Source organism: Pseudochelatococcus sp. B33, assembly GCF_053570585.1.
In genome coordinates, this window is sequence record NZ_JBSEFH010000013.1 from 187,601 (window position 1) to 201,004 (window position 13,404).

The 13,404-nt window shown below is 65.2% G+C and carries 14 protein-coding genes; 12 read left to right on the forward strand and 2 right to left on the reverse strand.

Translation table 11 applies throughout. The features are described from left to right. Positions 1-9: 9 nt before the first annotated feature. Both ACUSIJ_RS16200 and ACUSIJ_RS16205 read right to left on the reverse strand, forming a co-directional pair. Positions 10-834 (reverse strand): ABC transporter permease, encoded by an 825-nt coding sequence (locus ACUSIJ_RS16200; RefSeq protein ID WP_449309444.1) that lies wholly within the window; start codon positions 832-834, stop codon positions 10-12. Next, positions 831-1,634: an ABC transporter ATP-binding protein gene (locus tag ACUSIJ_RS16205; protein ID WP_449309445.1), complete on the reverse strand. Its 804-nt coding sequence runs from the start codon at positions 1,632-1,634 to the stop codon at positions 831-833. Before ACUSIJ_RS16205 ends, ACUSIJ_RS16200 begins: the two co-directional genes overlap by 4 nt. A gap of 303 nt (positions 1,635-1,937) precedes the next feature. Here ACUSIJ_RS16205 and ACUSIJ_RS16210 point away from each other — a divergent pair, with 303 nt between their 5' ends. From ACUSIJ_RS16210 to ACUSIJ_RS16265, 12 genes are all read left to right on the forward strand, one after another. After that, entirely contained in the window at positions 1,938-2,777 is an 840-nt protein-coding gene (locus ACUSIJ_RS16210; RefSeq protein ID WP_449309446.1) for an alpha/beta fold hydrolase, read from the forward strand. Further along, positions 2,774-4,072, forward strand: a complete 1,299-nt coding sequence (locus ACUSIJ_RS16215) for an amidase (RefSeq protein WP_449309447.1) — start codon at positions 2,774-2,776, stop codon at positions 4,070-4,072. The genes ACUSIJ_RS16210 and ACUSIJ_RS16215 overlap by 4 nt, the downstream gene beginning before the upstream one ends. Before the next feature lie 160 nt (positions 4,073-4,232). After that, a complete protein-coding gene (locus tag ACUSIJ_RS16220) occupies positions 4,233-5,429 on the forward strand; it encodes a CaiB/BaiF CoA transferase family protein (protein ID WP_449309448.1) in 1,197 nt (398 codons plus the stop codon). A gap of 7 nt (positions 5,430-5,436) precedes the next feature. Further along, positions 5,437-6,258, forward strand: a complete 822-nt coding sequence (locus tag ACUSIJ_RS16225) for an enoyl-CoA hydratase (protein WP_449309449.1) — start codon at positions 5,437-5,439, stop codon at positions 6,256-6,258. Between the two features lie 27 nt (positions 6,259-6,285). Beyond that, the gene (locus ACUSIJ_RS16230; RefSeq protein WP_449309450.1) at positions 6,286-7,263 is read left to right on the forward strand and encodes a C-terminal binding protein; all 978 of its coding nucleotides are present in this window, start codon (positions 6,286-6,288) and stop codon (positions 7,261-7,263) included. A gap of 307 nt (positions 7,264-7,570) precedes the next feature. Next, positions 7,571-8,053, forward strand: a complete 483-nt coding sequence (locus ACUSIJ_RS16235; RefSeq protein WP_449309451.1) for a TRAP transporter small permease — start codon at positions 7,571-7,573, stop codon at positions 8,051-8,053. Next, entirely contained in the window at positions 8,050-9,321 is a 1,272-nt protein-coding gene (locus ACUSIJ_RS16240; RefSeq protein ID WP_449309452.1) for a TRAP transporter large permease, read from the forward strand. The genes ACUSIJ_RS16235 and ACUSIJ_RS16240 overlap by 4 nt, the downstream gene beginning before the upstream one ends. Before the next feature lie 18 nt (positions 9,322-9,339). After that, positions 9,340-10,335, forward strand: coding sequence for a TRAP transporter substrate-binding protein (locus tag ACUSIJ_RS16245; protein ID WP_449309453.1), 996 nt, complete (start codon positions 9,340-9,342; stop codon positions 10,333-10,335). A 67-nt stretch (positions 10,336-10,402) separates the two neighbouring features. Next, positions 10,403-10,882 carry a nuclear transport factor 2 family protein gene (locus ACUSIJ_RS16250; RefSeq protein WP_449309454.1) on the forward strand — a complete coding sequence of 160 codons (480 nt, stop codon included), beginning with the start codon at positions 10,403-10,405 and terminating at the stop codon, positions 10,880-10,882. Further along, on the forward strand, positions 10,879-12,369 hold the full coding sequence (locus tag ACUSIJ_RS16255; protein WP_449309455.1) for an amidase: 1,491 nt from the start codon (positions 10,879-10,881) through the stop codon (positions 12,367-12,369). The genes ACUSIJ_RS16250 and ACUSIJ_RS16255 overlap by 4 nt, the downstream gene beginning before the upstream one ends. Before the next feature lie 25 nt (positions 12,370-12,394). Next, positions 12,395-13,084, forward strand: coding sequence for a GntR family transcriptional regulator (locus ACUSIJ_RS16260; protein ID WP_449309462.1), 690 nt, complete (start codon positions 12,395-12,397; stop codon positions 13,082-13,084). Between the two features lie 164 nt (positions 13,085-13,248). Then, positions 13,249-13,404, forward strand: a 156-nt coding sequence (locus ACUSIJ_RS16265) for a helix-turn-helix domain-containing protein (protein ID WP_449309463.1), incomplete at its 3' end; no start/stop codon positions are given.

Here is a 13,404-nt window from a genome sequence, read left to right on the forward strand (position 1 = left end):
CATGCCGCTTCAGGTCACGACCGCGTAGCGGCTCGCGAAACGGTAGATGGCCAGCCGGAAGAGACGATCGGCCGTGAAGCCGAGGAGGCCGAGCGTGACGAGCGAGACGAAAATCTCGTCGATCTGCATGAACATGCGCCCGTTCCAGAGCATCACGCCAAGTCCGGCCTGCGCGGCCACCATCTCGGCCGCGACGATGGTCGTGAAGGAATTCGCCATCGCCAGCCGCATCCCCGTGAGGATGAACGGCATCGTGCCGGGCAGCGCCACCAGGAAGAAGAGCTGGCTTCGGCTGGCCCCCAGGGACTTGGCCGCACGGATCTTGTTGATGGGGATCGACGCGACGCCCGCAGCCGTGTTGAGGATCACGATGAAGATCGTGGTCCATATGATCAGGAACACCTTGGATTCCTCGCCGATCCCGAACCACACGACCGCGATCGAGATGAGCGCTACAGGAGGAATGAACCGCAGGAATTCGGTCCATGGCTCGATGAGCTTGCGCGCGATCGAAAAGCTGCCGATCAGCAGCCCCACCGGCACGGCGGCGGCCGAGCCCAGCAGGAAGCCCACGGCGATCCGCTTGAGGCTGGCCAGCGCGTTCTCGACGAGGACTCCGTTGCCGAGGAGCTCCACCCATTTCACCAATACCTGCCCCGGCGGGGGAAAGAGGATCGAACGCACGACATAGTCGGAGAAGACCTGCCAGATCAGCAGCAGCGCGCAGAAGCTTGCGACATACGGCATGATCGCCGGGACGACCTTCAGGGTCCGGTGCAGCAGGGAAAGGCGGAACGCGCCGCCGGTGCCGGGGCTGGATGCGGTGTCGCTCATGCGGCATTCTCCCTGAAGCGGCGCCCGGAAATCGCGGCTTCCTCGCGAATGGCTTTGTGGATGCGGCTGTAATAGGCGAGGTAGGCGGGATCCGAGCGGTCCCGCTCGGCATCGAGATCGATGGACAAGACCTCGCGCATGCGGGCATCGGGACCGCCCGTCATGATCCCGACCCTGGACCCGAGCGTGATCGCCTCGTCGATGTCGTGCGTGATGAAGAAAATGGTGACGCCGGTGGTTTCCCATATCGCGCGCAGTTCGCGCTGCATCACCTCGCGGGTCTGGGCGTCCAGCGCCCCGAACGGCTCGTCCATCAGCAGCACGTACGGCTCATTGGCGAGGGCGCGGGCGATCTGCGTGCGCTGCTTCATGCCCCCCGACAGCTGGGACGGATACTTGGAACCCTGGCCGGCGAGCCCGACGAGTTCGAGGTAGCGCTCTGCGACCTTGCGCCGTTCAGGCGCCGACATGCCGCGCAGCCGCAATCCGAACTCGACGTTCTCGGCCGCGGTCAGCCAGCCGTAGAGGGAATCGTCCCCCTGGAAAACCACGCCGCGGTCGCGTGAGGGACCGTCGACCGGTCTGCCCTCGGACAGCAGCTCGCCTGTCGTGGGGCGCTCGAAACCCGCGAGCATGCCCAGAACGGTGGTCTTGCCGCAGCCCGAGGGGCCGAGGAGGCAGAAGAAATCGCCACGTGCGATCCCGAACGTCAGGTTGCTGACGACGGCGATTTCGGTTTTCGCGGAGGTCCCGAATGCTTTTCCGACACCCCGGAATTCGATCAGCGTGCCTGTTTCCATCGATCAACCCCTCATGGCTTTTTTCGGAACCGTAGGGACTTTTCATTAGGCATGCAAGATATAATCTTTTGGCATGCAAAAAGGCCGGAATACTCCATCCGGTTCAAGCAGAATGCCTGAGAAATCCAGGGGTGGAAAGCTGGATAAATGCATTGGCGATAAATTATGCATGCCAAGATAATAAATTATGCATACCATACTTGACCGGCAGGCACTTTCGCGTGAAGCTCGACGCCGGCGTTTCGCCAAGGACGGTTTTCGCCGACGGCTGCGCCAGGGATGTTTCAGCGAATGGAGATGGTCTTGCCCGAGGTCAGCGTCGATGGTGTCCAGATCCACTACGAGGAGCACGGCAGCGGCCAGCCGGTCCTCCTGTTCAACGAACTGGCCGCGGACAAGTGCGGATGGGATGCCCAGGTTCGCCATTTCGCCCGCAGCCACAGGCTGATCGCCTTCAACTATCGGGGCTACCCGCCGTCCTCGGTTCCGGCCGACATCGCCGCCTATGCGCATGAGACGCTGGTCGGGGACGCGCTTGCCCTCCTCGACGCGCTCGGCATCGGGGAGGCCTATCTCGTCGGTCACGGCACGGGCGGAAACATCGCGCTGGCGCTTGCCCTGGCCGCGCCGGAGCGGGTCAGGGGCCTCGTTCTGGCCGGTTCCGGCGCGGGAACGGGCGATCCGGACTGGCAGGCGAAATCCCTTGCCTTCTCCGCGGCGATCCGGAGAGGAGGCGTCGCGGCGCTCGCGGAATCCGTCGCGGCGGCACCGCAGCGCCGGCCTTTCGCCGACAAGGATCCGAAGGGCTGGCAGGATCTTCTGCGCGGCATCGCCGACTTCGACGCAGAGGGGGTAGCGAATCTGGTGGCGAACGGGATCGCCATGCGGCCGACCTTCGCCGATCAGGCGGGCGAGATCGCCGAGCTGGAGAAGCCGGTGCTGGTGACCGTCGGCGACCGCGACCATCCGGCCTTCGAGCCCAGCCTGCTGGTCGCCAGAACCGCGCCCTATGCCGGACTGGCGGTCCTCCCCTTCTGCGGCCATTCGATCGTGATGGAGGAAGCGGACGCGTTCAACCGGCTGCTGGGGGATTTTTTCTCCCGGGTCGAGCAGGGGCGTTGGGCAGGATGGAGCGCGTCATGACGGATCTCACCAGGCTGACGGCGAGCGAGGCAGCCCGGCTCATCAGGAGCGGCGAGCTCACCTCGGTCGCGCTCGTGAGCGCCTGTCTGGACCGGATCGAGGCGCTGGACGCCGGAACCGGCGCCTGGGCATTCGTGGACCCGGATCATGCGCTCGATCAGGCCCGGCACGCCGACCGGACGGACGCAGCCGAAGCGCTGCACGGCGTGCCGGTGGGGCTGAAGGACATCATCGATACGGCCGACATGCCGACGGAATACGGGTCCGGCCTCTATCGCGGCCATCGTCCGCGCAGCGATGCGGCCTGCGTCGCCCTGTTGAGGGCCGCCGGGGCCGTCGTCCTGGGCAAGACCGTGACGACGGAATTCGGCTTCCGCCATCCGGGCAAGACGGTGAATCCCCACAATCCGCTCCACACGCCCGGAGGCTCGTCGAGCGGCTCGGCGGCCTCGGTCGCGGACATGACGGCGCCGTTGACGATCGGCGCCCAGACGGCGGGTTCGGTCATCCGCCCCGCAGCCTATTGCGGGGTATTCGGCTTCAAGCCGTCCTACGGGATGGCCAGCTATTCCGGAATCCGGCATCTGGCGGAGAGTTTCGACACGCTCGGCTGGATGGCCAGGAGCGTGGAGGATCTCGCCCTCTGCCTGAGGGTGCTGTGCGCGGAAGCGCGCCCGCTGCGCACATGGGGCAGTGCCGGGCGCCCCAGGCTCGCCCTGTGCCGCACGCCGTACTGGGAGGAGGCCGAGCCGCAGACCCGTGCGCTGATCGAGCGCATCGCCAAGAACCTCGGTCCGGACGTCGAGGAGGTCGATCTGCCGGTCGACGGGGCCGAGTTGCTGGAGGCGAACTGGACCATCACCAAGTTCGAGGCGGCGCGGCTCTTCCGGTCGGAGCAGTCGCGTTTTCCCCGCGGCGTCTCGCGGGCGGTTTCGGCGATCGTTGCCGACGGCTTGGCGATCGACGGCGCGCGATACGTGGAAGCGCTCCGCGCCATGGCGCGCATGCGGCACGCCATCAACGAGGCGCTCTCGCCCTATGACGGCGTGCTCACGCCAAGCACCGCCGGCGAAGCGCCGTTCAGCCTGTTCGACACCGGGCCGGTGACTTTCAACTTCCTCTGGACGGTGGCCTACATGCCCTGCGTCACGCTCCCCGCCGGGACGGGCGGGAAGGGAATGCCGCTCGGCGCGCAGGTGGTCGCGTCGCAGCACCGGGATCACGCCCTTCTCTCGGCGGCAGCCTGGCTCCACGGCGCGCTGGGCGGCAGCGCGGCCGAGCCCTCGCAGGCATAGGCGCTGCCGGGCTCGTGCACCTTGCCGCGTTTCTTGGCATGCCAAATATAATTATCTTGCATACATTAACAGCGGCGCTATGCTCGACAGAGTTGCCGACGCGCCGCTCGTCGCAGCGGCTGTCCGCAGTCGGCCCGACCCGGTTTTCAGAGAGGACTCCATGGAATTGCCCTTGTCCGGTATCCGCGTGCTCGACCTCAGTCAGGTCATGGCGGGCCCCTACTGCTGCATGTTGCTCGGCGACATGGGGGCCGACGTCATCAAGGTGGAGCCGCCGGCGACCGGAGACCAGACGCGCAGCTCGATGGGCTATCGGCTCAAGGGGCACGACAGCAACGGCTTCATGCAGTTGAACCGCAACAAGCGGAGTATCGAGCTCAACCTCAAGAGCGAGGCCGGCCGCGACGTACTCTACAGGCTGGTGAAGACCGCCGACGTGGTCGTCGAGAACAGCCGGCCGGGTGTGGCGGGGCGCCTCGGCTTCGACTATCCGACCCTTGCGGCCGTCAATTCCAGGATCGTGTATGCCAGCATCTCGGGATTCGGTCAGTTTGGACCGTGGTCCCAACGTCCCGGGTTCGACATGATCGCCCAGGCGATGAGCGGGGTCATGAGCGCCTCCGGCCATCCCGATCAGGCGCCGGTCCGCAACAGCATTTCCGCGGCCGATCTGGGGGCCGGGCTGATGGCGCTCTACGGGATCCTGTCGGCGATCATCGGCCGCGAACGGTCCAACCGCGGCCAGTACATCGACGCTTCGCTGTTCGAGGCCGCGCTCGGCCTGTCGATCTGGGAGGTGGCGGAATACTGGAGCACCGGCGTCCCGCCGAAGCCGATCGGGTCCGCCAACCGGATGAGCGCGCCGTATCAGGTCGTGCGCGCCGGGGACGGATATTTCGTGCTCGGCGCGGCCAACCAGAAGCTGTGGACCTCGCTGTGCGAGGTGATGGACCGCCCCGACCTGCTCGACGACGAGCGTTTCCGCGCCAATCCGCAGCGTCTCGCCAACCGGACGGCGCTCATCGAGGAACTCGAGCGCACCTTCGTGTCCCGGCCGGTGTCCGAATGGGTGGACATGCTGCTCGCGGTGGGTATCCCTGCCGGTCCGATCAACGACTATGGCGAGGCGCTCGCGAGTGCGCATGCGCAGGAGCGCAGGATGACGATGGTCGCCGAGCATCCGGTCGAGGGGCCGCTCAAGCTTCTCGGTTTTCCCGTGAAGATGGGCGGGACGCCGCAGCAGCTGCGCCTGGCGCCGCCGCTGCTCGGAGAGCACACCGACGAGGTTCTGGCGGAGATCGGCATCACGGCGGACGAGAGCGAAAAACTGCGCTCGCGCGGCGCATTCAACAGGTAGCGGGCCGATGGGCGACGTGGTTCAACAGATCCGCGAACTGCCGAGCGTGACGATCGGCCATCTCCGCTTCACCGCGGACGGCCCGGTGGCGGTTCTCACCTTCAACCGGCCCGAGGCGCGAAACGCGCTGACGTTCCAGATGTATCGCGACGTCGGCGCGATCTGCCGCATGATCGGCGAGGCAGGTGCGTTCCGCGCCCTCATCCTCATGGCCGAAGGAGAACGCGCCTTCGCCAGCGGCACCGACATGAAGGAATTCCGCAGCTTTTCCAAGCCCGAGGACGCGATCGCGTACGAGAGGGAGGTGGGCGGGGTTCTCGATCGGATCGAAGCGTGCCCCGTGCCGACGATCGCGGTCCTCTCGGGTGCGTGCACCGGCGGCGGCCTCGGCATCGCCGCCTGCTGCGACATCCGCATTGCCCAGGCCAATCTGCAGCTCGGCCTGCCAATGGCCCGCACGCTGGGCAACTGCCTCGCCGTCGTCAACCTCGCCCGGTTCTCCGCCCTGATGGGGCAGGCGAGGCTCGCCGAGCTGATGATGACCGCGCGCCTGATGCCGGCGGCGGAAGCCCTCTCGATCGGCGCCGTCAGCGAGGTCCTGCTCGGCCGCGAGGCCCTTTGCGTGCGTGCGATGGAGCTTGCGGCGGCCATCGCCTCGCATGCGCCGATCACCCTCCAGGTCACCAAGGAGGGCTTGCGGCGTCTTCGCGCATCCTCCCGGGAGATCGACAGCAGCGACCTCATCCTCAGGGCGTATGGCTCGCGCGATTTCCAGGAGGGGCTCTCGGCCTTTCTCGACAAGCGCAAACCCCGGTGGACAGGCGAATAGCGCGCGGCAACGGATCAGGGAGGAACGATGAAAGTAGTACTCACCGATTATGTCTGGGAATCGCTCGACGTCGAGCGCACCACGCTGGATGGTCTCGCGGAGCTGGTGCCGCTGCGCGCGACCGACGCCACGGGCTTCCTGAGCGAAGCGTCCGACTGCGATGCGCTCCTCAACACCTATGCCGGCCCGATCACGGCCGACGTGATGGCGCAAATGCCGAACTGCAAGATCATCGCGCGCTACGGGATCGGCGTCGACACGATCGATCTCGAGGCCGCGACCGCCGCCGGCATCATCGTGACCAACAATCCGACCTATTGCATAGACGAAGTCGCCGAGCATGCAATGGCGATGATCCTGACGGCATGGCGGAAGATCGCCTATTACGATCGCCGGGTGCGCTCCGGGGGCTGGAGTGTCCCGGACGCGAAGCCGATACGCCGGCTGCGGGGACGTACGCTCGGGCTTGTCGGTTTCGGCAACATCGCGCGCGAGGTCGCCGTGCGGGCGGCGCCGCTCGGAGTGGAGATCCTCTTCACGGATCCCGTCGTCGAAGAGGGGCACGACGGCGTTCCCGGCAAGAAGGTGCCCCTCGACACCCTGCTTGCGCAGTCGGACATCGTGTCGGTCCATCCGCCGCTCAACGCATCGACGCGCGGGCTCATCGACGACCGGGCGCTGGGCCTGATCAAGCCGGGCGCGCTGCTGGTCAACGTCGCCCGCGGGCCGATCGTCGACACGGCTGCGCTGATACGCGCCCTCGACTGCGGCCGGATCGGCGGCTGCGCTCTCGACACCACGGACCCGGAGCCGCTGCCCGATCCGCATCCGCTGCGCGGGCGCGACAACGTCGTGCTGACGCCTCACGCCGCCTGGTACAGCGAGGAAGCCATGGCGGGCCTTCAGGCGGGTGCGCCGTCGGAAGTCAAGCGCGTCCTGTCGGGTGAATGGCCGATCAACGTGGTCAATCCCGCGGTACGCGGACACAACAGGGCCGGCCTGTAAGACAAGCGGGAGAAACGGAATGAAGCTGGGCCGCTAAGGAGAGCCCGATCAGGAGAAGCCGGGCGATGTCGTCACGCTCGGGATCGAGAAGTTCGGCGAACGGCGCCAGAGCATCGTTGCCTTCACGGAATAACATTTCACAGGAAATAAACAATACCAATAAGGAGATACATAAATATCCTTCGGGCTTGCTGAGCCATAAAAGGAGACTCAGATGGGGAACGACAACAAACATGCGGGAAAAATAATCATAGATAATTTTGAAGAACTTATAGCGACTTTGTTGTTATTGATAATAGGGTTGTCGATGACCGCGCAGATCGTCTCGCGGGGTCTCTTCGGCAATCCGCTCGGATGGCCCGAGATGCTTTCGCAAATGCTGCTGATCTGGGCTTCGGTGCTCGGGGCCGTCGGTGCGGCGAAGCGCGCCGATCTCGTGCGCATCGAATCCCTGCTCGACCGCTTCCCGGGCCGGATGCGGCGCGTCGCGGAGGGGATCGGGGTCGCCTCCGTCCTGTTCCTGCTCGCCGTGCTCGCCTGGAAGGGCCTGCAACTGACCCAGCGGACGTCCACGTCGGCGCATCCGCTGCCGGTCACATGGGCGTGGGGCTATGCGGCGGCGCCGGCGTTCTCGGTGCTGATGGCCGTTCGCCTGATCCAGATGAGCTTCCTGGGCTATCGATTCGACTTCGTGGAGGCATCCTTCGGCCCGCACGATGCGGCCGTTCCGTCCGAGTTCGGCAATCTGGTGGCGGGAGAGGGCAAGCTGGCGGCGGGAGAGAGCAAATGATCTCCGCGCTCTCGGTCCTGTTCGCCACGCTTCTGCTCGGCGTGCCGGTGGCGTTTTCGCTCGGTCTGTCGGCCCTTGCCTACTTCCTCGTCACGGACACCAATCTGATCGTCTATCCGCAGCAGGTCGTCGGACAGCTGAGCGCCCTGTCGCTGGTCGCCATACCGTTCTTCATCCTCGCCGGAGAGCTGATGAACTCCGGCGGCATCACGATGCGCATCTTCAACTTCGCGCTCGCCATCGTCGGCCGGATCCCCGGCGCGCTCGGCCATGCGAACGTGCTCGGCAGCATGATCTTTGCCGGCATGTCCGGCTCCGCCGTCGCCGATGTGGCGAGCCTCGGCAAGATCGAGATCAAGGCCATGCGCGACAACGGCTATCCCGACGATGTCAGCGTCGGCCTCACCGTCTCCTCCGCGACGCTCGGGCCGATCATCCCGCCGAGCATCAACATGGTGATCTACGGCAGCATCGCCGGCGTGCCCGTGGGGCTGCTCTTCATGGGCGGCATCCTCCCCGGCATCCTGGCGGGCGTCGCCCTGATGATCGGATTTGCGTTCATCTTCTGGCGCCGGGGCATCAAGACGCGGAAGGTCGAGTCCATTTCCCTCGCAACGTCGTTCCGCGAGGCGTTCTGGGCCCTCATGACGCCCGTGGTGCTCCTCGCCAGCCTGTTCTCGGGCTTCGCGACACCGACGGAAGCGGCCGTGCTGGCATCGATCTACGCCGCGGTGGTGGCGCTGTTCATCTACCGGGAGATGACCCTCGGCCAGTTCTTCCAGGCGCTCGTCTCCACTGCGGTCGTGACCGGCTCGATCATGCTCATCCTCGGGCTTTCGGCGCCGATCGGCTATATCATCGCGCGCATGCAGGTTGCCGACGGGTTCGCCCTCATGGTCGTGTCGTGGACGACCGATCAGACGATCCTGCTGATCGGCCTCGCCCTGCTCCTGCTCGTCGTCGGCATTTTCCTCGAAGTGGCGCCGGCGCTGATCATCCTGACCCCGGTCATCGCGCCGCCGCTCGTCGCGGCGGGTATCGATCCGGTCCTCCTCGGCGTCTTCATCGTGTACGGACTGGGGATAGGCCTCATCTCGCCGCCCTTGGGCATGTGTCTTTTCGTCGGCAGCCAGGTATCCGGCCTGTCTCTGGAAAAGGTAATGGCGGCGTCAATGTTGTTTATCCTGCCGTTGGGCATCGTTCTGTTTATCATGATACCCTTTCCTTGGATCGTTACTTACATACCATCAATAATGTACGGGAACTAAAGAAGCGGGAGACTGAAAATGGAGATCGGATTAACGAAACACATCGGCGGCGCCATCCTGGCGATGGTCCTCGCCGCCGCCTTGCCGGACCTCGCGGCGGCGCAGTCGAAGATCGAGCTCAAGCTCGGGCACGGACTGGCGGTCAACACGCCCACGGACCTCGGAGCCAAGCGCTTCGCGGAACTGGTGAACGAACGCTCCGGCGGGACGATCAGCATCACGGTCTTTCCGGGAGCCGGTCTCGGCAACGAGCAGCAGCTCATCGAGGGGCTGCAACTGGGTGCGGTGGACCTCGCGGCGACGGTCGGAGCCGGCTTCGGCACCGTGCTGCCCGATGCGAACGTTCTCGGCTTCCTTTACCTCTTCCGCGACAAGGACCATATGCAGGCGACCATGCGCGGCGACATAGGCGACAAGCTTGCCGCCACCCTGCACGAAAAGACCGGCATCCGGACGATCGATGCCTCCTGGTATTACGGGACGCGCCATCTCACGGCGAACCGGCCGGTGTCGACGCCGGCCGACCTGGCGGGCCTGAAGGTGCGCGTGCTGCCCGTGCCGATCTACGAGGCCGGATGGCGCGCGCTGGGAGCGGGACCGACGCCGGTGGCGTTCGGCGAGCTCTTCACGGCGATCGAAACCAATACCGTCGACGCGCAGGAGAATCCGCTCACGATCATCAAGAGCGTCGGCATACCGCTTGTGCACAAGAACCTGACCCTGACCGGCCACATCGTGGCCAACATCGTGATCGCGATGAGCGACGACGCCTATTCCCGGCTGGGCGCCGAGCAGGTCGAGATCCTGAAACGGGCCGCCGCGGAGGCCGGCGAATATCAGGACAAGCTCACCACCGATGCCGAGGCGGCCCTGATCGCGGAATTCGAAAAGGACGGCGTCGCGATCATCGATCCCGACAAGGAGCTGTTCGCCGACAAGGTGGCCACGCTGCCGGACAAATTCCAGAACGGCAGCCTCGCGGAGCTGTATCGGGAGATCCAGGCGGTGCAGTGACGCCCCTCGCCATCATCACCGGGCTGGCGCCGTCCATCTCTTCTCAGCGAATATACAGGAGATCACAATGACCAAACAGGTTCCCGCGCAGGATTACACCGAGATCCTCAACCTCTACGCGCTCTACAATCTCTGCAGCGACGCGGGCGACGCCGAAGGATATGCAGGCTGTTTTTCCTCGCGCGGGCTGCTTGAACTGGTAACGCCCGGCATCACTGTCTCGGGGCACGAGAACTTCAAGGATTTCAAGAACCGGGACTTCGCCGGACGGCCCCATATCTACCGCCGCCACTGGAACGGGAGCATTCATCTCGAACAGCTCGGGGACGGAGCGGTTCGCGGGCGGTGCTATCTCATGGCCTACAACGGAACCCCCGGCGACCTGCCGGCCATCGCCGATTGCGGCGTGTACGAGGACCGCATCGTGAAGGAAAACGGCGCCTGGAAATTCGAACATCGCAGGCTGGTCATGGACGGCACCACCTTCAAGCTCAAGGATGCGGCCAAGCTCGAGGATGCGGCCAAGCTCGAGGATGCGGCGAAGTGAGCGGTCTCACATCGGAATCCGCCGGCACCATCGCGCGGCTCGTCGCCGGCGGCGAGGTGTCGTCGGTCGAGGTCGCGCGCGCGTTTCTGGCGCGGGTCGAGGCACTCAACCCGACGATCAATGCGATCGTGACCCTGAACCCGCGCATCCTCGAACAGGCGGAGGCGATCGACCGGCGCCGGCAGCGCGGCGAGCCCGCGCGGCCGCTCGAGGGCGTTCCCTTCGTCGTCAAGGACAACCTTCCGACAGCGGGGATCCGCACGACGTTCGGATCGCTCGTCCTCGAAGACAACGTTCCCACCGAGAGCGCCGTCAGCGTCGAGCGGATGGAGGCGGCCGGCGCGCTGATGCTCGGCAAGACCAACACGTCGGAGTTCGCCACCGACATCAACACCAAAAACACCCTCTTCGGGATCACGCGCAATCCCGTCGATCCCAACGCGAGTCCGGGGGGATCGAGCGGCGGCACCGCGGCGGCCGTCGCTGCCGCAATGGCGCCGATCGGCCTGGGCACGGATCTCGGAGGGTCGATCAGAATTCCCGCCTCGTGGTGCGGGGTGATGGGGTTCCGGCCGTCGCCCGGCCGTGTTCCGGTATATCCCACGGACTATGCCTGGGACACGCTTGTGGAGCATGTGCAGGGGCCGCTCGCCGCAACGGTCGACGATCTCGGCCTCATGCTTGCCGTTCTCAGCGGATCCGACGACCGCGATCCGGGTTCGCTTCCCGCCCCCACGGAGGACTATGCCGCCGCGGCAAGGACGGGCGGCGATCTGACCGGGGTGCGGATCGCCTATTGCGAGGATTTGGGCGGTGTCGTCCCCGTCGATCCCGAGGTCGCGGCTGCGACCCGCGTGGCGGCACGCGCGTTCGAGGACATGGGGGCCGTCGTCGAGGAGGCCGGATTCGATGCCGGCGACATCAGGGAGATCATCGCCGGCACGCGCAGTTTCGGCATCGTCGCGCGCTTTGCCGACATGGTCGAGGAGCATGGGAGCAGGATGACGGCGCAACTCGTCAGCCAGACGGCGGCGGCGCTGGGGAAGGATCTTCGCAGCGTGGCGCGGGCCGAGCGCCTGCGCAGCCGCTACTGGCACCGGGTCCGGACATTCCTCGAACGGTACGAGCTCGTTCTTACGCCGACCGTCGGCGCGCCGCCTTTCCAGCTCGACAGGGAATTGCCAACCCATGTCGGTGGCAGGCCGGTCGAACGATTCTATGACATATTCCTTGCCGTCTATGCCTTCACCCTCGTCGGATTGCCGGCGGTGAGCATTCCCTGCGGGCGAACGGCAGCCGGACACCCCGTGGGCCTTCAGATCGTCGGCCGTCGACTGCGGGAAGAGAGCGTCTTGCGTGCGGCAAAATTGTATGCGACTGCGGTACCCCAAGCCGTCGTGCGCCTTCCCGTCGTTCTGTCGGGCGCCCGTCCTTTGGACTATCAAGTAGAAACACTCGGAATTCTGTCTGATAAGGCATCGCGTTAATCGGTATGGAGATTTGGTGAGGTTTATGACAGACGAACGGCTTGACGAAGCGAGCGGTCGCGCCAACCGTGTTTTCAGGTTGCTTGAGGAATTGATCGTGAGCGGCGAGCTCGCGCCCGGCGACCGGCTCGACGAACGCGCTCTCGCCGAGCGCTTCAATGTATCCCGGACGCCCGTCCGGGAGGCGTTGAGCCGGCTTTCCGCGAGCGGTCTTGTCGTCAACCGCGGCAGGCAGAGCGCTTATGTGGCCGCGATCTCGGTTACCGAACTGTTCCAGACCTTCGAGGTGATGGCGGAACTGGAAGGGCTGTGCGCCAAGCTTGCGGCACAGCGCATGACGAATGCCGAGCGCGAGGAGCTGCTGGCGCTCGCAAAGTCGTTCGAGCCGACCGGGAGCAAGTCCGATCTGCACACCTACATGGATCTCAACGAGAAGTTCCACCATCTCATCTACCGGGGGGCCCACAACCCGGTTCTGGAAGACATCGTGCACCAGGTCTATCGCCGCGTGGCGCGCTATCGCCGGTACACGCTGCGCGCCAACGGCCGCATGAGGGAATCCGCGAAGGAGCATCTGGCGACCGCCGAGGCCATATGCGGCGGACATGCCGAGGAAGCCCGCAAGGCGATGGAATACCATATCGACATCCGGCGGCTCGACCATGCGGATTTCGTGACGTTTCTCGCCCGGCTGAACGAGGAGTCCAAGCTGTAGATTCGGTCGGCGTCGTTCGACGCAGCACGGGACCCGGTCGCCTGTTCCGAAAATGGTATTGTATCGGGCTGGCACTTCGCGCTAAATCTCACATTATAATATGAACAGAATAGGCGCGCCGCGACGGTCAAATGGCGGGAGGTTCCTTGCAAAGCCACGAACGTATGCTGGGGCTTCTCGACCTGTTTGATACGGAAGACAACTACGTCGCCCTGAGCTTCGATGAAATCCACGCGCGCGTCGGCTACACACGCTCGACGCTCTACCGCTACCTGAAGGCGCTCTCCGACGCCGGCCTGCTGTCGTCGCTGCCGGGCCTT